The organism is Enorma phocaeensis, from assembly GCF_016901575.1.
GTDB classification, from domain to species: domain Bacteria; phylum Actinomycetota; class Coriobacteriia; order Coriobacteriales; family Coriobacteriaceae; genus Limicola; species Limicola phocaeensis_A.
The window spans coordinates 99,312-121,809 of sequence record NZ_JACJKQ010000003.1 but is presented as its reverse complement, the minus strand read 5'-3'; the positions used below and the strand labels follow the sequence as shown (position 1 = coordinate 121,809).

The 22,498-nt window shown below is 59.4% G+C and carries 19 protein-coding genes; 11 read left to right on the top strand and 8 right to left on the bottom strand.

Annotated elements, in window-relative coordinates; translation table 11 throughout:
* Positions 1-102 precede the first annotated feature (102 nt).
* The 7 genes from gyrA to H6A15_RS03650 all read right to left on the bottom strand — a co-directional run bounded on the left by gyrA (position 103) and on the right by H6A15_RS03650 (position 11,331).
* Entirely contained in the window at positions 103-2,844 is a 2,742-nt protein-coding gene (gyrA, locus tag H6A15_RS03680; protein WP_204672443.1) for a DNA gyrase subunit A, read from the bottom strand.
* Positions 2,845-2,931: 87 nt separating this feature from the next.
* Positions 2,932-4,956: a DNA topoisomerase (ATP-hydrolyzing) subunit B gene (gyrB, locus tag H6A15_RS03675; protein ID WP_204672348.1), complete on the bottom strand. Its 2,025-nt coding sequence runs from the start codon at positions 4,954-4,956 to the stop codon at positions 2,932-2,934.
* Between the two features lie 123 nt (positions 4,957-5,079).
* Positions 5,080-5,643, bottom strand: coding sequence for a DciA family protein (locus H6A15_RS03670; protein WP_342635806.1), 564 nt, complete (start codon positions 5,641-5,643; stop codon positions 5,080-5,082).
* A complete protein-coding gene (gene recF, locus H6A15_RS03665) occupies positions 5,633-6,796 on the bottom strand; it encodes a DNA replication/repair protein RecF (protein WP_204672347.1) in 1,164 nt (387 codons plus the stop codon). The genes H6A15_RS03670 and recF overlap by 11 nt, the downstream gene beginning before the upstream one ends.
* Before the next feature lie 66 nt (positions 6,797-6,862).
* The gene (gene dnaN, locus H6A15_RS03660) at positions 6,863-7,966 is read right to left on the bottom strand and encodes a DNA polymerase III subunit beta (RefSeq protein ID WP_204672346.1); all 1,104 of its coding nucleotides are present in this window, start codon (positions 7,964-7,966) and stop codon (positions 6,863-6,865) included.
* 243 nt (positions 7,967-8,209) lie between these two features.
* On the bottom strand, positions 8,210-9,967 hold the full coding sequence (locus tag H6A15_RS03655; RefSeq protein WP_204672441.1) for a DnaA ATPase domain-containing protein: 1,758 nt from the start codon (positions 9,965-9,967) through the stop codon (positions 8,210-8,212).
* Between the two features lie 41 nt (positions 9,968-10,008).
* Positions 10,009-11,331 carry an ATP-binding protein gene (locus tag H6A15_RS03650; RefSeq protein ID WP_204672345.1) on the bottom strand — a complete coding sequence of 441 codons (1,323 nt, stop codon included), beginning with the start codon at positions 11,329-11,331 and terminating at the stop codon, positions 10,009-10,011.
* Positions 11,332-11,670: 339 nt separating this feature from the next.
* Here H6A15_RS03650 and rpmH point away from each other — a divergent pair, with 339 nt between their 5' ends.
* The 9 genes from rpmH to H6A15_RS03605 all read left to right on the top strand — a co-directional run bounded on the left by rpmH (position 11,671) and on the right by H6A15_RS03605 (position 17,226).
* Positions 11,671-11,805, top strand: coding sequence for a 50S ribosomal protein L34 (gene rpmH / locus H6A15_RS03645; protein ID WP_019127408.1), 135 nt, complete (start codon positions 11,671-11,673; stop codon positions 11,803-11,805).
* Between the two features lie 14 nt (positions 11,806-11,819).
* Entirely contained in the window at positions 11,820-12,149 is a 330-nt protein-coding gene (rnpA, locus tag H6A15_RS03640) for a ribonuclease P protein component (RefSeq protein ID WP_204672344.1), read from the top strand.
* On the top strand, positions 12,142-12,378 hold the full coding sequence (yidD, locus tag H6A15_RS03635; protein ID WP_204672343.1) for a membrane protein insertion efficiency factor YidD: 237 nt from the start codon (positions 12,142-12,144) through the stop codon (positions 12,376-12,378). Before rnpA ends, yidD begins: the two co-directional genes overlap by 8 nt.
* Positions 12,379-12,407: 29 nt before the next feature.
* A complete protein-coding gene (locus H6A15_RS03630) occupies positions 12,408-13,178 on the top strand; it encodes a YidC/Oxa1 family membrane protein insertase (RefSeq protein WP_204672342.1) in 771 nt (256 codons plus the stop codon).
* Between the two features lie 27 nt (positions 13,179-13,205).
* Positions 13,206-13,763: a protein jag gene (locus tag H6A15_RS03625; RefSeq protein ID WP_204672341.1), complete on the top strand. Its 558-nt coding sequence runs from the start codon at positions 13,206-13,208 to the stop codon at positions 13,761-13,763.
* Positions 13,764-13,861: 98 nt separating this feature from the next.
* The gene (gene rsmG, locus H6A15_RS03620) at positions 13,862-14,611 is read left to right on the top strand and encodes a 16S rRNA (guanine(527)-N(7))-methyltransferase RsmG (protein WP_204672340.1); all 750 of its coding nucleotides are present in this window, start codon (positions 13,862-13,864) and stop codon (positions 14,609-14,611) included.
* Positions 14,612-15,291: 680 nt separating this feature from the next.
* Positions 15,292-16,092, top strand: coding sequence for an AAA family ATPase (locus H6A15_RS03615; protein ID WP_342635804.1), 801 nt, complete (start codon positions 15,292-15,294; stop codon positions 16,090-16,092).
* 43 nt (positions 16,093-16,135) lie between these two features.
* Positions 16,136-16,972 (top strand): ParB/RepB/Spo0J family partition protein, encoded by an 837-nt coding sequence (locus H6A15_RS03610; protein ID WP_204672440.1) that lies wholly within the window; start codon positions 16,136-16,138, stop codon positions 16,970-16,972.
* A 2-nt stretch (positions 16,973-16,974) separates the two neighbouring features.
* Complete coding sequence (locus tag H6A15_RS03605; protein WP_204672338.1) at positions 16,975-17,226, top strand: hypothetical protein; 252 nt, start codon at positions 16,975-16,977, stop codon at positions 17,224-17,226.
* A 177-nt stretch (positions 17,227-17,403) separates the two neighbouring features.
* Here the strand turns inward: H6A15_RS03605 and rlmN are convergent, their stop codons facing one another.
* On the bottom strand, positions 17,404-18,450 hold the full coding sequence (rlmN, locus tag H6A15_RS03600) for a 23S rRNA (adenine(2503)-C(2))-methyltransferase RlmN (protein ID WP_204672337.1): 1,047 nt from the start codon (positions 18,448-18,450) through the stop codon (positions 17,404-17,406).
* Between the two features lie 113 nt (positions 18,451-18,563).
* Between rlmN and H6A15_RS03595 the strand changes: the two genes are divergently transcribed.
* The gene (locus tag H6A15_RS03595; RefSeq protein WP_204672336.1) at positions 18,564-19,523 is read left to right on the top strand and encodes a D-alanine--D-alanine ligase family protein; all 960 of its coding nucleotides are present in this window, start codon (positions 18,564-18,566) and stop codon (positions 19,521-19,523) included.
* Between the two features lie 32 nt (positions 19,524-19,555).
* Positions 19,556-22,453, top strand: a complete 2,898-nt coding sequence (locus H6A15_RS03590; RefSeq protein ID WP_204672335.1) for a helicase C-terminal domain-containing protein — start codon at positions 19,556-19,558, stop codon at positions 22,451-22,453.
* The last annotated feature ends 45 nt before the right edge of the window (positions 22,454-22,498 follow it).

The window sequence follows — 22,498 nt, the reverse complement described above, 5'->3', positions numbered from 1 at the left end:
CTGCGCATACATGCCACGAGGGGCCGCATCCGACACTGGATGCGGCCCCTCGTCTCATAGGCGCCCGCCCCCGAAGGGGGCAGGCGCCGTCTTTCTCACGTCCTACTCGTCCATGAGGTCTTCGAGCGCCTCGTCGGCAGCGCCGATATCGACGCGGTCATCCTCGACCTCGCCGGCAGCACCTAGGTCGAGCGTCTCCTGGCCCTCGGCCACGGCCTGCGCCTTCGGCTTCTTCTTGGCGCTCGTCATGCGAGCCACCGCGGTCACCCGGTCGCCATCGGCCACCGAGAGGATCTTCACGCCCTGCGTGGCGCGTCCGGTCTCCGAGATGTCAGTGCTCTTCACGCGAATCACCGTCGCGCCCTCGGTGATGATGAACAGCTCATGCTGCGGGCCGACCGTCTTCATGGCGGCGAGCTTGCCCTTCTTGGCCGTCATCTGAATGGTATAGACGCCCTGGCCGCCGCGGTTCTGCGACGGATAGTCGGCGATGGGAGTGCGCTTGCCAAAGCCCAGCTCGGTGATCACAAACAGGTCGCCGCGACCGTTGGAGATCTCCATGCCCAGGACCTTTGCGTCATCCTTGAGCTGGATGCCTCGCACGCCCGAGGTGTCGCGGCCGGTGGCGCGGACCTGGTCCTCGTCGAACATGATGGCCTTGCCGGCGGTGGTGCCCATGATCACCTTGTCGCCCGGACGCACGCGGCGCACGTCGAGCAGGGCGTCGCCCGCCTTGAGGTTGATGGCGATGATGCCGTCGCGGCGGCTGCGGTCATAGGCGCTCATGACGGTCTTCTTCACCATGCCGTCGGTGGTGGCAAACAGCAGGTACTCGTCATCGGGGAACTCGCGGCAGCTGATGACGCTCGCGATGCGCTCGCCTTCCTCGAACGGCAGCAGGTTCACGATGGCGGTGCCGCGCGCCTGGCGGCTTCCGATGGGAAGCTCGTGCACCTTCAGGCGATACACCTTGCCGCGGTTCGAGAAGAAGAGCACGTATTCATGAGTGCTCGCAATAAACATCTCGGCGATGACATCGTCCTCTTTGAGGTTCACGCCCGAGACGCCCTTGCCGCCGCGCTTCTGGGAGCGATACGTCGCCACGGGGATGCGCTTGACGTAGCCGGTGTGGGTGATGGTCACCACCATGTCCTCGTCGGCGATGAGGTCCTCGACGTCGAGGTCGCGCTCGGCAGCGGCGATCTCGGTGCGGCGCTTGTCGCCATACTTCTTGGAGATCTCGCGCATCTCGTCCTTGATCACGCCGAGGATCTTCTCCTCGTGAGCAAGCAGGTCCTCGTAGTAGGCGATGGCGCGGCGCAGGCCGTCAAGCTCGGTCTCAATCTTGTCGCGCTCGAGGCCGGTGAGGCGGCGCAGGCGCATCTCGAGGATGGCCTGGGTCTGCTCGGGCGTGAAGCCGAAGCGGGCGATGAGGCGCTCGCTCGCCTCGGAATCGGTCTGCGAGGAGCGGATGATCGAGATGACCTCGTCGATATGGTCGAGCGCCATGAGGTAGCCCTCGAGGATGTGGGCGCGCGCCTGTGCCTTCTTGAGGTCGAAGCGCGTGCGGCGAGTCACCACGTCGACCTGGTGGTCGATGTAGCAGCGCAGCATCTCGGTGAGCGACAGGCACTTGGGCACGCCGTTCACGAGCGCGAGGTTGTTCACGCCGAAGGTGCTCTGCAGCGAGGTGAACTTATACAGGTTGTTGAGCACGACCTGCGGGATGACGCCCTTCTTGAGCTCGATGACGAGGCGCAGGCCCTTCTGCGTGGACTCGTCGCGCATGTCGGAGATGCCCTCGATGCGCTTCTCGTTGACGAGCTGGGCGATCTTCTCCTGCAGGGTGCCCTTGTTCACCTGGTAGGGAATTTCGGTGAACACAAGGCGGTTGCGGCCGGTCTTGGTGGACTCGACATGCGCCTTGGCGCGCACGGTGATCGAGCCGCGGCCGGTCTCATAGGCCTTGCGGATGCCGTCGCTGCCCATGATGACGGCGCCCGTGGGGAAGTCGGGGCCCGGCATGATCTGCATGAGCTCGTCGACGGTCGCGTCGGGATGGTCGATGAGGTGGCAGGTGGCCTCCACTGCCTCGGAGAGGTTGTGGGGCGGGATGTTCGTTGCCATGCCGACGGCGATGCCCGACGATCCATTGACCAGAAGGTTAGGGAAGCGCGCCGGCAGCACCTGGGGCTCGGCGAGCGACTCGTCGTAGTTGGGCTGCCAGTCGACGGTGTCCTTCTGCAGGTCGCGCAGGAGCTCCATGGCGGGCTTTGCCAGGCGGCTCTCGGTGTAACGCATGGCCGCGGCGCCGTCGCCGTCGATATTGCCGAAGTTGCCGTGGCCGTCGATGAGCGGCACGCGCATGGAGAACCACTGCGCCAGGCGCACCATGGTGTCATACACCGCGGAGTCGCCGTGGGGGTGGTACTTACCGATGACCTCGCCGACCGTCCAGGCCGACTTCTTGTGCGGACGGTTGGGATAGATGCCCGACTCGTTCATGGCGTACAAGATGCGGCGATGCACCGGCTTCAGGCCGTCGCGCACATCCGGCAGGGCGCGCGCCGTGATGACCGACATCGAGTACTCGATGAAACTCTGGCGCATCTCGCGGCCGAACTCCGACACCTGGAGCTGTCCGCCGTTGATGTCCTCGCCTGCGGCCTCGCCGCGGTCGACGGTGCCAAAGCTCTCCTCAAGCTCGCCGTCGTCCTCTTCTTCCTCGTCCCCGTCGTCCTCGACGTAGACGTCGGCGCCCTCTTCGTCCGCCTCGGCTCGGGCTAGCATGCGCCTCAGATCTTCCGGCAGCGCATCCGACGACGCGTCCGGCGTGTTGTTCATATCGTCTGCCACGTATTCCTCCTACGTAGGTCATTTGGGGACGGGTTCGTTTCATCCACTTCCCCGGGGTTGTCGAGATGCCCGAGGCTAGGCGTCCAGGAACCTCGCGTCATGCGCATGCTTCTCGATATACTCGCGCCTGAACTCGACCTGGTTGCCCATGAGCTCGCGCACGGCGCGGTCGGCTGCGAGGGCATCCTCGATGGTCACGCGCTGCAGGATGCGCGTCTTGGGATCCATGGTGGTCGAAGCCAGCTGCTTGGGATCCATCTCTCCCAGGCCCTTGTAGCGCTGCACGGTGTAGCCGCGGCGCTTCTTGGTCACCTTGCCGGAAGCATCCTCGTCCTCGGACTCGTCGGGGTTGAGGCCCAGGCTCTTGATGGTGTCGCGCAGGATCTCTTCCTCGGGCTGGCGGCCGTTGGGATAGACGTAGTGGATCTTGTTGCGCACCTTCACGCCAAAGATGGGCGGGCACGCCACATAGACGTAGCCGGCGTCGATGAGCGGGCGCATGTACTTGTAGAAGAACGTGAGCAGAAGGATGCGGATGTGCGCGCCGTCGACATCGGCGTCGGTCATGATGATGATCTTGTGGTAGCGCGCCTTGGTGATGTCGAAGTCGCCGCCGTCGCCGGCACTGGTGGTCACGCCGCAGCCGATGGCGGTGATGAGCGACTGGATGGTGTCGCTCGAGAACGCGCGATGGTCGCCCACGCGCTCCACGTTCAAGATCTTGCCGCGAAGGGGCAGGATCGCCTGGATGTCGCGGCGGCGGCCGTCCTTGGCCGAACCGCCTGCGGAGTCGCCCTCTACGATGAAGAGCTCGGTCATCTCGGCGTCGCGCACCGAGCAGTCGGCGAGCTTGCCGGGCAGCGGCGCCGTCTCGAGCAGGCTCTTGCGACGGGTTGCCTCACGCGCCTTGCGGGCGGCGTTGCGCGCCTTGCTGGCCTGTTGCGCCTTCTTCACGATCTCGCGGCCGGCCTTGGGATGCTCCTCGAGGTAGTCGGTAAGCCCCTCGGTGACCACCTTGAGGGTGAGCGTGCGCATGAACGAGCTGCCGAGCTTTGCCTTGGTCTGGCCCTCAAACTGCGGGTCGGCCAGCTTCACCGAGATGACGGCGGAAAGGCCCTCGCGCACGTCGTCGCCCGTCAGGTTGGAGTCCTTCTCCTTGAGCATGCCCTGTTTGCGCGCATAGTCGTTGATGACGCGGGTGAGCGCGGTGCGGAAGCCCTCGAGGTGCATGCCGCCCTCGGGGGTGTAGATGTCGTTCGCGAAGCTCATGACGGTCTCGGAGTAAGAGGTGTTCCACTGGATGGCCACCTCGACCTCTCCCGTGCGGTCGACGGGGGCGTCGTCCTCGCTCTTGCCAGAGAGATAGATGGGGCGCTTGAGGCCGTCAGGAATCTCTTTGCCCTCGTTCAGGAACTTCACGAAGTCGATGATGCCGCCCTCGTAGCAGAACTCGTCCACGCGCGGCGCCAGCTCGCGCTCGTCCTTGAGGACGATCTTGAGGTTCTTGTTCAGGAAGGCCGTCTCCTGCAGGCGGTTGCGCAGGACGTCGTAGTCGAAGATCGTGGTCTCGAAGATCTCGTCGTCCGGCCAGAAGGTGGTGGTGGTGCCGGTGGCCTTGGAGTCGCCTATCACCTTCATCTTCTGCGTGGTCTTGCCGCGTGAGAACTCCATCTCGTAGATGTGCCCGTCGCGCTTGACCTGGACGTTCATCTTCTTGGAGAGCGCGTTTACCACCGAGACGCCGACGCCGTGCAGGCCGCCCGAGACCTTGTAGGCGTTGTTGTCGAACTTGCCGCCGGCGTGCAGGACGGTCAGAACCACCTCGAGGGTGGGGATCTTCTTCACAGGATGCTTCGCCACGGGGATGCCACGGCCGTTGTCCACCACGGTGATGGAGTTGTCCGGGTGCACCGTGACCTCGATCTTGGTGCAGAAGCCAGCCATGGCCTCGTCGACGGAGTTGTCGACGATCTCCCACACCAGGTGGTGCAGGCCGCTTGAACTCGTAGAGCCGATGTACATGCCGGGGCGCTTGCGAACGGCCTCGAGACCCTCGAGGATCTTGATGTCGCTGGCGCCGTACTCGTTGTTCTTCGCCACGTAGGTCTCCCTCTCATATGAAAAGGTGCATTGATGCTGCAATCTTCCATATGATACCGGATTTCCTGGCCCGTCTTGACCGTGTGCAAATACCTCTACAAGGCCACCAGAATGGATTTGCGGCTAGTTCCCAGCACTTTGACCCTTTTTCCACTCAAGGCTCGCCCTCATGGCCGATTTGAGGGCGTCGCGGAGCCGCTTGTCCTCGACGGGCGCCACGGCGGCGTCGAGGGCGGCGGCCTCCTCATGGGAGAGCTCCCGATGGGCCGGGCGCGGCGGCGGGGCGGACGAGGCGACCTGGGCTCGATGTTTGCGCTGCACGGCCTCGCCCCCATACCCCGGCCTCGAGGTGCGGAACACGAAGCCGTCGAGGTCCACCCCCTCGCGCGCCATGCGGGTCCGAATGATCTCGCGGAGCATGGTGAGCTCCTGCGTCCAGGCGGGGGCGTCGGCATAGACCAACAGTTTGTTTGACTCGGGCAGATATCTCAGGCCCGTCACGTGGCCGCCCTCGCGCGTCCCGCCGCATACGGCGTTCCACGCCCGATACACCTCGCGCGTCCGCTCGGCGGCATGCATCTGCTCCAGGCGCTCCGGAGTGGCCGCGTCGATGATCCGGCGGCGCTCGCCGCCGAGGTATGCGTCGAGCCCCACGGTCTTGCGGGCGCGCTGGCCGTCATGTTTCACGTGCAACCCCGCCTTCCACGCCGTCGTCTCCGTCGCCCACGCGGACGACCTTGGCCCGCGAGAGAATCTCGTCCGAAAAGTATCCCAGATTGGTGGTGGTGATGACCGTCTGCACCTCGCCGGCGATGAAGCCCAGAAACGCCTCGCGCCGGTGCGCGTCGAGCTCGGACATGACGTCGTCGAGCAAAAGCAGCGGCGGGCGGCCCAAGATGTCGCGTGTGACCTCGACCTCGGCGACCTTCCAGGCGAGGACGAGACTGCGCTGCTGGCCTTGGGAGGCAAAGTGGCGGGCATCGCGTCCGTCCACAGTGAGCAGAATCTCGTCCCTGTGGGGGCCGGACAGCGTGAGCCCGCGCCGAAGCTCCTCGTCGGCACGCTCCTCGAGGCAGGCCAAGAAACGCTCCTGGGCCTCGAGGCGAAGCTCCGCGCGCGCCGCCTCGTCTGCCGATGTGGCAGCACCGGCATGCTCGAGGTCCCCGATGGAGGGCTGGTAGGCCATGTCCGCCACCTCATGGGGGGCGATCGACGCATAGGCGCGCACAAAATGGGCCCTGATGCGGGCGAGCAGGGCGAGCCGGTGCACGAGAAGCGAGGCCCCCGTGGATGCGATGGACTCGTTCCAGGCGGCAAGCAAATCACGGGTGCAGAACCGCTCTTTCAGCAGGTTGTTGCGCTGTTCCACGGTGCGCTCGTAGGCGCTCACCAGCTGGGCGTAGCGTTCAGACATCTGCATGCCGAAGCTGTCGAGCGCGCCCCGGCGGACGCTGGCCGAGCGCTTGACCATGTCGAGGTCGTCAGGGCAGAACAGCACCGACGGCAGCGCGCCGCGCACGCCGGAGGCCGTGCACTTCTTGCCGTTTCGCCGAAACGACCGGCGCGCAGACGCCACCACCAGCTCGTGGTCGAGCACGCGGCCGTCCCCCTCGAGCCTCAGTGAGAGCGAGCACCCCTCCTCCCCCGTCTGCACGAGTTCGGCGGGAGACGGCTTTCTGAACGACTGGCCTGCGGTGAGCAGCTGCAGGGCCTCGACGAGGTTCGTCTTGCCCTGGGCGTTTCTACCCACAAGCACCGTCACGCCCTCGTCGAGCGCGAGCTCGTAGCGCTCGAAGTTTCGATATGAGCGCACGCTCAGGTCGCGCGCGAAAATAGCCATCTCCCCTCCCTTCACAAACGAGGCGACGTCACGCTCCGGCCGGGCCGCCGGGCGGAGGGACCGAACCTAGATGCGGACGGGCATGACGAGGTAGAGATAGTTGATCTTGTCGTAGGCCTTGAAGACGCCTGCGGCGGCATAGCTCTTCAGCTCGAGCGTGATCTCCTTCTCGCGGCCGAGCACGTTCAGGCAGCCGAAGATGTAGTGGTAGTTGAAGGCGATGACACCGCTTTCGCCCTCGACCTCGACATCGATGGTCTCCTGCGCTAGGTCCTGATCGTTTGAGATGGAGGAGAGCGAGAGCGTGCCCGCCTGAGCATCGATCTCAAACTTCACCGCGGGATTGCTCGTGGCGATGACCGCGACGCGCTTCAGAGCCGCCGAGAACGCGTCCACGTCGATCTTCACGCTCGTCACGCAAGAATCGGGGATGAGCTGCTTGTAGTTGGGATACACGCCCTCGATGCGGCGCGACACGTAGCAGGTGTTGCCCGCCTCGAAGACCACCTGGGTGTCGGTGGCGCCCACCTGGATCTGCGGCTGGTCGCTCATGATGGAGAGCGCGTCGTTGAAGGCGTCTGCCGGCACGTTCAGCTCGAAGCTGCCCTCGAGCGAAGAGGTCTCCACCTGCGTGTCCACCACCGCAAGGCGGAAGGAGTCGGTGGCCACCAGGCGAATGGTGTTGTTCTCGACCGTCATGTGCACGCCGCCCAGGATCGGGCGCGCCTTGTCGTTTGAGGTCACGCGCCACACGCGGCCGACCATCTCGGTGAGCAGGCTTGTCGGAAGCTCGACCGCCGCCTCGATGGCATAGGTGGGAAACTCCGGGAAGTCTGCCGCGTCGAGGGTGTTCAGACGGAAGCGGCTCTTTTCGCAGCTGATGAGCACCTGGCGGTCAGACTGCTCGAATCGAACCGGGGCGTCGGGCAGGGTCTTGGTGATGTTGGCGAGCATCTTGCAGGGAATCACCATCTCGCCGGGCTCCTCTACATGGGCCGCGATACGATGGCGAATGGAGATGGTGTAGTTCGACGTCTGGAACTCCAACACGCCGTCCCCAGCACGAACGAGTACGCCCGAAAGGATGGGTAGCGTCGATGCGCTTGCGACGCCTTTCGACACGGTCGCGATGGCGTCTGCGAGCGAACCTTGGCTTACGGTGAACTTCATGGCGCTCCCTTTCTTTATATCTATATAGATATATCTCTCATAATAGTAATAAGACCGTGGACGGTGTGGGTAAGTGGCATCGACGCTGCTCAGGGCCTATGGATTTGTCGACCACAGCCTGTTGAGAACAAGGGTGGTTGTCCACAGGCATCTGGGCACCCCACAATTCTCCACGTATGGGACCAACTTCTCAACAACGTTTCCCACTCCTTTTCACACCTTGTCCCCTCACCATTCGCACTGCTACGAGCGAAGGATGATCTTGTTGCGGAGGAGTTGCAGGTCCTCGACGAGGCTTCGGTCCTCTTTGACCTTCTTCTCGATGACCTTGATGGAGTTGAGCACGGTCGAGTGGTCGCGCCCGCCGAACTCCGCGCCCACCATGGGCGTGGTCATCTCGCACATGTCCATGGCGAGATAGACCGCTACGTGGCGCGCGAAGGCGATGTTTGCCGGGCGCCTGGGGCCGATGAGGTCTTCGTGGCTCACGTGATAGAATTCCTCGACCACCGCCTGCACGGTGTCCACATGGATCTTCTTGTGCGCGGTGTCGAAGTATTCGTTGGCGATGCGGTCGATGTCGTCTCCGGTGAGCTCGCCGCCGGCCTGCTCCTTCTCAAAGGAGTCTCCGGCGCAACGCTCGCAGAAGCTCTCGAGCTCGCGGATGTTCGTCCCCGAGATCTCGGCCATGTGGCGCAGCTGCTCGTCGGTGAGGTGTCCCCCTCCCGAGCGAATCTGCCCCAGCAGCGAGTCATCTGCGGCGCCCCCCGCGCGCTCGGCCTCGGCGGCGGGCAGGATCGTGTGCTCGTAGTAGCGCTTGAGGATGGTGTACTTCATCTCAAAGCCGGGTTCGGACACCAGGCAGAGCATGCCGGCGTTGAATCGGCTGGTGAGGCGTTCGTCCATGCCGAGCTTCTTGGGCGCGCGGTCCGAGGCGATGACGATCTTCTTGTTGTCGCGGATAAACTCATCCATGAGGCGGAAGAAGTACTCGATGCTCGCCGTTTTGCCGATGATGTTCTGGATGTCGTCAATGATGAGCACGTCGGCGTCGTGGTAGTCGCGAAGAATCGCGCGCCCCTCGGTCTTTTGAATGGCCACCTCGTTGATGAAGTCGTCGATGTACGCCTGGGAGTTCGCGTATTTGATGCGGATGTAGGGCTTGGTCTCGTTGAGGTAGTTCTTGATGGCGAGCAGCAGATGGGTTTTCCCCAGGCCCGAGTTGCCGTAGATGAACAGCGACGTGCAGCTGCCGGGCTCCTCTGCCATGGCGGCAAAGCGAACGGCGCTCTGGTAGGCGTGCTTGTTCTCGTCGCCATAGACGAAATTCTCAAAGGTGAACTTGGAGTTTGCGTGCGAGGCGTGCGCAGCCGGCGCCTCTTCGGGTTGGGGCGCCTGCGGGGCGGCGGGCACCACGGCCGGCTGGGCGGGCTGTCCGCTCTTCATGGAGGCCACCATGCGTCGAAATTGCTCGGGGGACAAGGTGTTGGTGACGGTGACCTTGGTGTCTGCCCCCGCCGTGAAGGGCGACGCGGCGGGGGGCGCCGCCGGCGAAGCTGCCGGCGCGGCATCTGGGATTGAGGCGACCTCGGCCGCGTGCGCTGCTGGGAGATTGTCCTGAATCGTGGGTGCCGCCTGATTCGGGGTAGCAGTCTCCGCAACCCGCTCGCCAGCATGGGGCGCAGCGGACGGTGTTGCGGCTCTGGTCGCATCGGCCGCAACGGGAGACGTGGCACCGCCCGCCGCGGCGGGGTCTTGAGGAACCGTGACGTGCAGGGTGAGCGGGCAGAACGCGATCTCTTCCAGGTAACGCTCGATGACTTCGCGCTGCTTCATGAGGTAGGCGTAGGCAAAGCGCGACGGGGCCTCGATGGTGAGGCTTTCGTCGGTAAGTTCGAGCGGCAGCGATTGGGCAAGCATGTTGATGAGGCGGGCGTCGCGCCCGTCTCTCCTGCAGAACGAGATGGTATCGTCCAGGATGATTTTCGCCTCGTTGTCCATATCGTCTTTCACCTATCTCGCGTCTGCTTTCTTCGCCTTACTTATTGGGCCCTCATCCAGGAGGAGCCCAGCTCGGTGAGGTGGTATTTCTGCCCCCGCTTCATCACAAAGCCGCCCTCGCTGAGCGTGGCGAGTTCTCGCGACCACGTCGGGCCCGACTGGCCGTATGCCCCCGCAAGGTCGGTGGGGCCTGCCTGCCCGTGCTCAAGCAGGTAGGCGAGCGCCAGCCTGCCGCGGTCGCTTACATAAAGGCCGCCTTGTGCGTTCTCTTGCTGCCCGCCGCCCGCGGGCTGGGGCATGGGCGTCGTCGCGGTCGGTTGATATCCGTATGGGTACCAGCCACCCTGCTGGGTCCACCCGCCCGAAGGAAGGGGAGATGTTGGATACGGCTGCGCGGGCTGTGGCGCCCACATCTGCTGACCCCATGGTTGCTGCCATCCTTGTTGATAGGGATTTTGCTGGTATGGGGGTATCTGGTAGGGCGCCTGCTGGGCCTGTTGTCCTGCCGGCTGTTGCGGCCAGCCAGCCTCGTCGGGCATGGGCATGGGCGCGCCGCCATACGGCGGCGCCGGATAGGCGGGGTTCCCTCCGATGCCTTCCCGCCCTGCTCCTCCCGCCGGCGCATGGGGGGCGGCGCTCCCCATGCCGGGCGTGGTCCCCGCCGCGGCGCCTGGGACGTTGCTTTGAACCGGCGTTGCCGGGCCGGCTTGCGTGCTGCTTTCTGCTGCATGGGAGAACCTCACCGCCGCTCCGCGCGCCGCGGTCGAGCGGATCTCCGTCACTCGTGTGGGGTCAAGGCTTACCGTGACGACGGTGCCTGCTCCCAGATTGTCCTCTATCGAGACCGCCCCGCCGGCCGCCTCGAGGTATTGCTGCACCATGGGAAAACCCGCCCCGGTGCCTCGTATGTATCGCTTCATATCGCGGTCCGCCGAGGTCACGCCAAACTCGAAGGCGCGCTCTTTGTCGGCAATCCCCGGCCCTTGGTCGGCAAAGCGAATCGTATTGCCCCCGTCGAGGATCGAGATGATCGGCTCGACGAAGTGCGCATGGATAAAGTTCTCCACAATTTCGCGGATGACCATGAGCGAGACGTTCCCACCCTGCTCTTTCATGCATCTATATACCGTGTTGGTCACTTCCTCGAGATAGGGGCGCACCTCGTTGGGCTCTATGACCACCACGCGCGGCGTGGAAAACATGTCATCGTAGATTGCGATGCGTGTGGCAAACGCCGCCTTTGGAGCCGCCGCGCCGTCCTTCCCCGGCGTGTCGGCGTCCCTGCCGTCCGACGTTCCAGTTATATGGCTGTTGTCTGGAGCTCGGTCGCCCGAGTCAACAAAGGGATAGAAGTCGTCTGCCATGGTTTCTCAATCTGTCGCGTTTTCCCTCTAGATAGTATCTCACCCTGCGGTCGTGCACAGCTTTCCACAACTTTTCAAACTCTGTTGAAAACTGAAGAAAGATTGCGAAAAGTTATCAACACAATTCACCAGTCCTGTGGAAATGTCTATGAAAGAACGTGAAATAATTCACCGAGCGGGACAACGTGGTGAGAAAACCTTCGTTCACCTGTGGTGACTTCGGGATATATGTCATTGTTTTGTTGACATTCGTGCACCGTATTCCATACAATCTTGAAGCTCAAGTGCCTGTTAATTCGGCCTTTCATTGATTGCAAGAAATGCAGCAGGAGGACAACGATGAAACGTACCTATCAGCCTAACAAGCGTAAGCGCGCCAAGACCCACGGCTTCCGCGCTCGTATGGCAACCAAGGGCGGCCGCGCGGTGCTGGCTCGCCGTCGCGCCAAGGGTCGCAAGCGCCTTACCGTCTAGTCGACATACTTGGTATGAGGACCATCAAGTCCAAGATGGATTTTGAGCGCGTGTTCACCCAAGGACGGCGCTATAACCATCCCTTGATGCGAATGGTTATATGTGATTCTTTGAGCGAAGGCGATCCAGGGCGGGTCGCCTTCGCTGCACCGAAGCGCCTTGGCTGCGCCGTGGTGCGCAACCGTTCCAAGCGGGTGTTGCGTGAGACCGCGCGTCATCAGGGGTTTCCCGCGGCTGGCCGCGAGATTATCCTGTTTGCCACGCGCGGCACCGCCTGCGCACGGCCCGAGGAGCTTTCAGGAGCTCTGAAGTCGCTGTGCAAACGGGCAGGTCTTGATGGCTGAGGGGTCGTGGCGCACGGGTGCTCGCCGCATTGCGGTGGCACCCATCCGGTTTTATCAGCGGGTTATTTCTCCGTTGCTCCCGGCATCGTGCATCTACACCCCCACATGTTCGCAATATGCTGTCGAGGCGATTCGGCGCCACGGCATCGTTAAGGGCGGCTGGCTGGCGGTCCGGCGCATCGTGAGATGCAACCCGCTCCATGCTGGCGGCTACGACCCCGTGCCCTAGGTGCACGGCAACTCGGAGGTTTACTACACATGTGGGATTGGATCGTAAACATTCTCTTCCAGATCCTCGCGGTCATTCAGAGCTTTGCGGTCGACTGGGGCCTTTCGATCATCATCCTGGTGCTCATCGTGCGTCTTATTCTGACGCCGCTGCTGCTCAAGTCCACAAAGTCCACAGCGCGCATGCAGGTGCTGCAGCCCAAGCTTATGGAGATCCAGGAGCGCTACGCAGACGATCCTCAGCGTATGAACGAGGAGATGCAGAAGTTCTACTCTGAGAATAAGTTCAATCCGTTCGGCGGGTGCCTGCCCCTGCTTATCCAGATGCCCATCCTGTTCGCCCTGTTTACGCTGCTTCAGAATCTTCCCAGCTATTTCGAGGGCAACAGCTTCTCCTTCTATAACATTCTGCCGGACCTGACCACTTCGGTTTCGGCCACGATGAGCCAGGGCATCACCGTTGCGCTCCCGTATATCATCGCGCTGGTCCTGTTTGCTGTTCTCACGCTGATTCCTCAGCTTTACACGGCGCGCAATCAGACGGGCGCCCAGGCATCTACGATGCGCACCACCGCCATCGTCATGGCTGTCATGATGCTGTTCATCGGTTGGGGACTGCCCGCTGGTGTTCTTCTGTACTACGATGTATCCACGTTGTGGCAGGTTGTCCAGCAGGTGTTTGTCACCCAGCGTGTTATTGAGAAGGCCAAGGCTGACGAGGAGGCTCGTCTTGCCAATGCGCCCATCGAGGTGGATGTTGTGCGTCGTGAGCGCAAGCAGCGTCCGCACAAGAAGAACTAATTAGGTACCTAACTATCTGGAGTTCATATGGATGACCTCACGAAAGACAATTTGGACGAGACTCCGACTGGTGAGTATCCTGAACTTGCTGAGCGCTACAAAAGCGGTGAGCCGCTGAGCGATGAGGATCTGGACACCATTGCAGATCTTTCTATCTCTGTATTGCGTTCTATGCTCGGCTATTTCGGTGCTGAGGGTTCGCCCATTGACGAGTATGAGGGTGACGACGGCGAGCTCATCCTTGATGTCACTGCACCTGATCTCGCGGTTCTCATCGGTCGTCATGGTCGCACCTTGGAGGCTTTGCAGACCTTGTTTTCTCTTCTGGTCAGCAAGAGGCTCGGCTTTAGGTATCCCGTTGTTGTTGACATCGAGGGATATAAAAGCCGGCGCCATGACAAAGTGACCTCTATGGCTAAGTCGGCTGCTGCCCGCGCTGTTCGTCAGCATGGGTCTGTTTCCCTTCCTCCGATGAATGCCTATGAGCGTCGCCTTGTACACATCGCTCTTCGTGATAACGTCAATGTTGAGACCCACTCTGAAGGGATCGACCCCGATCGCCACGTTGTTATTTCTGTCATCTAGTCTTTCATGACATCGAATCTTTCAGGGAGTGCTTCGGCACTCCCTTTTTTGTCTCAACTTCTTGCTACACTCAATTCAGTCAGGAGAAAGGTTTTACTATGACTGAGCTTTCATCTTGTATTCTTGATACTGATAGCAATGATCTTCTGCATCAACTACAGAGCCTCTGTCTTGATGCTGGACTCACTGTTTCTGATGATCAGCTTCAGATGTGCCTGGATCATCTATTGCTTGTGATTGAGAAGAATAAGGTTATTAATCTCACCCGCATCACCTCCCTTGAAGACGCGCTTGTCCTTCATATTCTTGACTCATTGCTTTTGCTCCCATATGTTGAAAGAGCGCCTCATGGATGCTTGCTTGATATGGGGACAGGAGCAGGATATCCTGGATTACCGCTTCATATCGTGTCTGGCCGTTCGTCTACGTTGTTGGACTCTGTCGGTAAGAAGGTTCACGCTGTTCAAGAGTTTATTGATCAGCTTCACCTGAAGGATGTCCGACCTGTTCATTCACGACTTGAAGATTATGCTCGTGATCATCGCTCTCAGTACTCGGTGGTGGTTGCTCGCGCGCTGTCTTCTCTTCCTGTTCTTGTCGAGTATGCTGCACCATTTCTTTCCCATGGTGGTCTCTTCATTGCTGCAAAGGCTCGACCTGATCTTGATGAGCTTTGTTCTGGTGATCAAGCCGCTGATATGTGTGGCATGCGTCGTATCGATTTTGATGAGTTTGACCTACCTTACGGTCTTGGTCATCGTACTGTTGTCGTATATAAGTCAGTTGCTCTACCTTCGATTAAACTCCCTCGTCAGTCTGGTACTGCTAAACGAAGTCCCTTAGCCTGAGTTCATCTGTGTCTTGATTGCGCTCCTTCATTCGTTAATTCTTGAGGGAGCGCGTTCCTCTATCTCTATGATTTGCTGTATGTTTCACGTGAAACAGTTGAACACCTTTGATGCGATAATCTCAGATTGAAGCGATAATGATGTTAGGCATTTTGCAGTAGTGTATTTCTGTTAGCTGCTTTTTCAAAAATCACCTATTGCTGCTTCTAAAGAATGAATTGAAATCGAAGCAGTGTATACGAACAGTCTACTTTCTAATGTTCTAACTCAGACCAATAGATAAATAGTGGCAATACGCACTAAATCCGTAATCACCTAGATAGTGACGTAGAAGTGATTCAATAGAGTTGCAATATTGGTTTCAATCATTTCTACTATATTCAGCATTCTTATATCGCATGTCTACATTCATACTCATTGGGTCGAAATCAACTATTGAAATCAACCAAAAACTTTTTCCAATAGATCAATACTGAATGCAGTTGAGTTGTCTCACTCATTATCATCAGTCTGATTTGGATTGATTGTCTACTAATATTGGCAAGCATTCTCCAAGTTCACCCTTGTATTCATGTTTCACGTGAAACATAATGGATATGGAGTTTCGAAACATACTGTTTCACGTGAAACATCCTCCAAAAGGTATGTAATGCACTTAAACCGTAGAAATGGGAGGAATAGTGGGATTCCGAGACGTCAAGCGATCGAAAAGCACAAAAGATACGCGTGTGATTGCAATCATTAATCAAAAAGGCGGCGTTGGAAAGTCAACAACAGCGGTTAATCTATCAGCCGCATTGGGGGAAATGAATAGAAAGACACTCCTCGTTGATTTTGACCCCCAGGGTAATAGCACAAGTGGTTTAGGTGTTGAAAAAGAAGGGCTTGAGCAATGTGTCTATGATGCGCTGCTCAACGATGTGCCTATAGAAGAACTGATTCAAGATACGGAGAGCAAAAAAGTATTTGTAGTGCCGGCTACAATTCAGTTAGCAGGTGCAGAAGTAGAACTTGTATCTGCAATGGCACGAGAAACACGTTTAAAAGAGGCGTTGGAGCCAATTAAAGATGAATTCGATTTCATTTTTATAGATTGCCCACCTTCTCTTGGATTGCTAACGATTAATGCGTTGACTGCGGCAGATAGTGTACTCATCCCTATTCAGTGTGAATATTACGCATTGGAAGGTGTAACAAAGCTGCTTGAGTCAATGAAAATGGTGAAAGGGCGCCTAAATAAGAAGTTAGATACATTCGGCGTCCTTCTTACGATGTTTGATTCGAGGACATCGCTATCGAATCAGGTTGTTGAAGAGGTTAAGAACTACTTTGGTGATACAACATTCAAGACACTCATTCCAAGGACGGTAAAGCTGTCCGAAGCTCCATCATACGGTATGCCGGTTACTGAATATGCACCAAACAATAAGGGTGCAAAAGCATATATGAGCCTGGCAAAAGAGGTGATAAGCCGTGCCTAGTCCAAAAAGGAAGAGCGGTCTTGGTAAAGGCCTCAATGCTTTGATGGGTGAAGCCCAAACAGAGACGGGGTCAGCTGCTGCTGAGAAAAAGATCCCAATCGAGGACATTACACCAAATCCAAATCAGCCACGTGTTCACTTTAATGAAACTGAGCTTCGGGAACTAAGTAACTCAATTGCAGAGCATGGGATACTGCAGCCATTGCTTCTTCGTAAGAAAGGCAAAGGATTTGAAATCATTGCTGGAGAACGTCGATATCAAGCTGCAAAGCTTGCAGGATTAGAAGAGGTTCCTGCAATCGTTCGGGATGTGGACGATCAAGAGATGCTTGCTCTTGCATTGATAGAGAATCTGCAGCGCTCTGATCTGAATCCTATTGAAGAGGCTAAGGGATATAGGCAGCTCATTGATGCGAGCGGGATGACTCAGGAGGCACTGTCAAAGGCCGTATCAAAATCGCGTTCCGCAATTACTAACAGTCTGAGGCTCCTCGACCTCCCAGCGGCGGTACAGGATATGATATTCGCTGGACAGCTCACTGCTGGTCACGCGAGAGCCATCTTGGCTGTCCCTTATGAAGATGCAAGGATTAGGCTGGCAGAGAAGGTTGTGAATGAGGGTCTTTCTGTCCGTGCGACAGAAAACCTTGCCCCACTGTTTTCAGTCGGAGATACACCTCGTGCTCCAAGGACGGTGACACCACAATCCTATAAGAAGGCTGCGCGAGTATTGAGACAGGCTTTGAATACGAATGTTAAGGTAAAAAGCCTTCGAGGTAAGAATAAGATTGAGATTGAGTTCAAAGATGAGGACGAGTTGAATGGAATACTCACCCAAATCGTTCAGTCTTCGAGCATGAGCCCAATGGATGAGGTGTAACCATGAGGCGAATGATTGCAGCGGGGGTATTTGTTGCGACAGCTGTTGCGACGTCGTACATTACATATCGCTTAGTGAGTGACAAGCAGTTGCGAGAAACACTGCTCAGCAAAGCAAAGACGATGGCGTCAACAACACGAAGCACCGTTGACGCGATGAGCGAAGAGGTGGCCCTTCGAACGGCTCAGATGACTCGTAATCCAAAAATCAACCAGGAATGGGTCGCTCATCAGTGGGAAAGCGTTGGATATTAAATAATAATTAGGTACCTAAATATATCCATCGAGATCTATAACGCATCAAATTCAAATGTGTAGAGCCCCCATGTTTAACGTGAAACATGGGGGCTCTTGCTGTCAGCGGTTCGTCAGCGGATTGAGGCGTAGAAAACCTTCTTGGAGAGCTGTTGAGAGTGCCAGGAGTGGCACTTGTTAGCGGTGAATGGTGAGGCGCTGCTTGAGCTGACCGCAAGCTGCGTCGATGTCACTCCCCCGCGACACGCGAATGGTGGTCTCGACGCCACGGGTCATGAGGCGTCGCTGGAGTTCTTCAACCTTCTTCTGGGGTGACGGTTTGAAGGGGCTGTCAGGGATGTTATTCAGTTGGATCAAGTTGACGTGGCACAGCGTGCCCTCGCAGAAGTCGCAGAGCGCGCGCATCTCGGGATCGGTGTCGTTGACGCCCTCGATCATCGCGAACTCATACGTTGGGCGACGACCGGTCTTCTCCGTATAGAGCTGAAGAGCCTCGTAGAGACGAGGAAGGGTGTATTTCTTGACACCGGGCATCAGCTGGTTACGGGTCTGCTGGATAGCCGAGTGCAGCGAGATGGCGAGGGTGAACTGCTCGGGAAGATCGGCGAAGGCGCGAATGCGGGGAATGATGCCGCAGGTAGAAACGGTGAGGTGCCGAGCGCCGATATTCGGCCCGTGTTCGGAGTTGAGCTTGCGAAGCGCCTCGACGGTGGCATCGAAATTGTTGAAGGGCTCTCCCTGCCCCATGAACACCACGCTCGTGACGCGCTCGTTGAAGTCGTTCGCCACATGAAGTACCTGGTCGACCATTTCCTGTGCGGTAAGCGAACGCGTCAGACCGGCGATGCCGGTGGCGCAGAACACACAGCCCATGGCGCATCCAGCCTGCGTCGAGATGCAGACAGCAAGCTTGGAGCGGCTGGGCATCGCGACGGTTTCCACAGAGACGCCGTCAGAAAAACGGAGCAGGTATTTGCGAGAGCCGTCGGAGGAGACCTGGCGGGCAATCTCCTCGGGCGCGTTGAAGGAGAACTGCTCTGCGAGCTGCTCCCTCAGGGCCTTGGGAATATTGGTCATCTCATCAAACGAACTGACGTTCTTGTCAAAGACCCATTCAACAATTTGCTTTGTGCGGAATGCCGGCTGCTTGAGGTCGCGCAATATCATTCCAAGCTCATCAGGGCTGAGCGTGCGGATGTCGGTGCGCGCTTTTGTTTCTTCCATCTCATACCTTTCGAAGGACAGGACTGAATCGTATCTATATACAATAAGATACCGTGAGTCTGAACCAGGAATGGATGCGAGGCGTGAAAATCCACCTCGGGAAGGAGTAGGCCATGGGTAGGAAGAGCCGTGAAGCGATGCGAATCGTCGTGCTTGCGGGTGGTATCTCCGACGAGCGCGAGATTTCGCAGGCGTCGGGCGCCAACGTGGCTACGGCGCTCGCCGAGGCGGGCTATGGCGTTGTGGACATGATGGACCCTGCCGACGAGAACTTCTTGAGCGAGCTTTCGAAGGGTGAATACGATGCGGCGTTCATCGCCCTCCATGGTCTCGGGGGCGAGGACGGAATGATCCAGAGCGTCCTTGAGTACCTCCACATCCCCTACACCGGCTCCGGGGTCGCGGCGAGCGCTTGCGCTGCCGACAAAGACATCTCCAAGGTGCTCTACGAGCATGCTGGGATTCCTATTGCAAAGGGCGTGGTGGTGGAGCGCGGAGACGCCGTCGACGCCGACGAGCTTGCTGAGCAGCTTGGCGGAGAGATGTTTGTGAAGCCGGCGGTGAACGGTTCGAGCTATGGCGTGAGCTGCGTGAAGAGCCCGTGTGAGCTCGATGGCGCTCTTGAGGTGGCGTTCGAGCATGGTGACAAGGCGCTCGTTGAGCAGCGTCTCGTGGGTACCGAGATAACCGTCGGCGTCTATGAGGGAGAAGAGCTCGTGGCTCTTCCTGTTGTGGAGATCCGCAAGCAGGAGGGCTCGGAGTTCTACGACCTCAACGTGAAATACATCGACCCGGCGCTCGTTCATCGCATTCCCGCGAAGCTTGACCCGAACGACTATGCTCGTGCGCAGGAGCTTGCGTGTGCGGCACACCGCGCGCTCGGATGCTCGGGCTTTTCGCGGAGCGACTTCATCGTGACCCATGGTGGACCGGTGATTTTGGAGACCAACACCATCCCGGGCATGACGGATACCTCCCTGTATCCCGACGAGGTACGCCATGCCGGAATGAAGTTCTCCGAGGTGTGCGACCGACTCGTCGAGCTCGCACTTGAACGCGCCGGCGATAAATAGCAGGTAGAAAGACGAATCGAAGGATACAGCAAGTGACCATAGACGAGGCTGTTCTGCCGGGCACGCCCGCGTTTGTCGTCGAGGCCTACGCGACGCTCGCCGAGCGTGCCAAGACGCGCGAATTCGGTCTGCTCGAAGAGGATGTGATCATCCTCGACACTGAGACCACGGGGCTTTCGGTGCAGGAAAACGAGCTGATTGAAATCTCCGCGGCACGTCTCTCTCGCGGGAAGATTGCCGAGCGCTTCGACACCTTCGTTAAGCCATCGGGACTCATTCCCCCAGAGATCACGCAACTCACGCATATTACGAATGCGGATGTGGCGCACGCCCCCACGGCTCGCGAGGCGGTCGCGAAGCTCGCGGAGTTTGTTCAGGGGTGTCCTGTTGTCGCACACAACGCCACCTTTGACCGCACCTTTATCGAGGCGGTTCGCGGGGGCGTGAACGTGAGCGATATATGGATCGACTCGCTCGCCCTGTCGCGCATCGCCCTGCCGCGCCTCTCGTCACACAAGCTCTCGTCCATCGCTGAGCTCTTTGGGTGCAGCTCGGTGTCGCACCGAGCAGGCGATGACGTCGATGCGCTTGCTGGCGTGTGGCATATCCTGCTAACCGCGCTCTCCGACCTTCCGGCGGGTCTTGCGGCGCGGCTTGCCGACATGCACCCCGACGTTCCGTGGGCGTATCGCCCCATCTTTTCCTATCTTGCACAGGAGACGCCCGGCGCGGTGTTCTCGTTGGCCTCGGCGCGCACCGAGGTGATAAACGCCGACGCCGCGCCCGACAAGGTCGATGCCAACGACCTGCCGGGCATACAGATGCCACGCGCCGACGAGATCGAGGCGGCGTTTGCCCCTGGCGGCTTGGTGAACCGCATGTATCCGGCTTACGAGCCGCGCGCGGAGCAGATTGAGATGGCCGTCGAGGTGCGTGACGCGCTCGCGACGGCATCCCATCGCGTCATCGAGGCGGGGACCGGCGTCGGCAAATCCATCGCCTACCTCGTTCCCCTTGCCGAGGCGGCAAAGCGCAACAACATAACGGTGGGCGTCGCTACGAAGTCAAACAACCTCGCCGACCAGCTTATGTTCCACGAGCTCCCACGCCTTGCGCGCGAGCTCGAGGGCGGTCTTGCCTATTGCGCCCTTAAAGGTTATGACCACTATCCCTGTCTGCGTAAACTGGAGCGTATGAGTCGCTCGGCGAGTGAGATTCACACGACGAAGGACCCAGCCGACACGCTTACGGCGATGGCGGTGATCTATGCATATGTGTGCCAGTCGCCGGACGGGGACTTGGACTCGCTGGGAATTCGTTGGCGGAGCGTGAACAGGCAGGATCTCACTACGGGGTCGCGTGAGTGCGCCCGCCGCCTGTGTCCGTTCTTTCCAGATAGATGTCTTGTCCACGGCGCTCGACGTCGCGCCGCGCGCGCCGACGTGGTGGTCACCAATCACTCGCTGCTGTTTCGCAACGTCGCAGCGGAGGGCAAGATACTGCCCCCGATTCGCCATTGGGTGGTGGACGAGGCCCACGCCGTCGAGCGCGAGGCGCGCCGCCAGTGGGCGGTGACGGTTTCTTCCGACGAGTCTCGTTCGGTGTTTGAGCGCCTGGGCGGCGAGCGCTCCGGCGCCTTGGGCCAGGTCACACGCGATCTGGCTGCGTCGGATGCGGCGACGCTGTACATGGGGCTCACGGCAAAGGCGATCGCCGCGACAAACCGCGCGTCTATTGCCATGGCGGGGGTATTCGATGCCGTGCGCGAGCTGTCGGCGCAGGTAAAGAGTGGCGGTTATGACCAAACGAATACATGGGTGGGGCCTGAGCTGCGTGGAAGTAGCGGGTGGGCGCAATTTTGCGTGCCAGCCCAGGTCGCGCTGGACGCCCTCGAGGCGGCTGACCATACGCTTGTCGCCCTCGTGCAGACCGTGGGAGAAGAGCGCCCCGAGGCAGTGGTCGATGTGGCCGATGGAGAGCGGCGCCTGAAGGAGCTGCTCGAAGGCCTTCGCCTTATCGTCGAGGGCACCGATGAGCGCTATGTGTACTCCTTCCAGGTCAACAGGCGCTTGAAAGCCGGCGGAGAGTCGCTGTGCGCCGAACGCATGGATATCGGCGAGGCGTTGAGCACCCAGTGGCTTCCCGAGGTCAAAAGCGTCATTTTTACCTCGGCAACCGTGAGCATCTCAGACAGCTTCGACCATTTCAACCACGCTATCGGGCTCGATAGGCTTCCGTCGGGAACGTCGCGCGCGCTACATCTGGATTCGAGCTATGACTTTGATTCGAATATGGCGGTCGTGGTTGCGGGCGACCTTCCCGACCCGCGCAACCGCGACGCCTATATCTCTGCGCTCGAGAAGCTGCTTGTCGACGTCCATCGCGCCATGGGAGGCTCGACGTTGACGCTGTTTACCAATAGGCGTGACATGGAGGAGCTCTACGACCTGGTCGAGCCCCAGCTTGCTGCGGATGGGATTGAGCTGAATTGCCAGCAGCGGGGGTCGTCGCCAAAGCGCCTGCGCGACCGGTTCCTTTCGGAGAAGGCCTCGTCGCTCTTTGCGCTCAAGGCATTCTGGGAGGGGTTCGATGCATCTGGAGAGACGCTTCGCTGCGTGGTGATTCCCAAGCTGCCGTTTGCGAGCCCGACCGATCCGCTGTCTTGCGAGCGCAACTTGCGAGAGGACCGCGCGTGGGCACGCTACGCCCTTCCCGACGCCGTGCTCGAGGTCAAGCAGGCCGCCGGCCGTCTTATTCGCTCGTCATCCGATACGGGCGTCTTGGTGCTCGCCGATTCACGTCTCGTGAGCAAGGGCTACGGTAAAAAATTCCTCAGCTCGTTGCCGGTAACGTCCTATCAGCGCATCGAGGCCGCGCAGGTGGGGCATTACCTCGAGCTGTGGCGCCGCTCGCACGAGCGCAAGCGATAGGGCGTCGCCCGAGTCCTCGTCCGCTTTAGCCTCAGGGTCCATCCT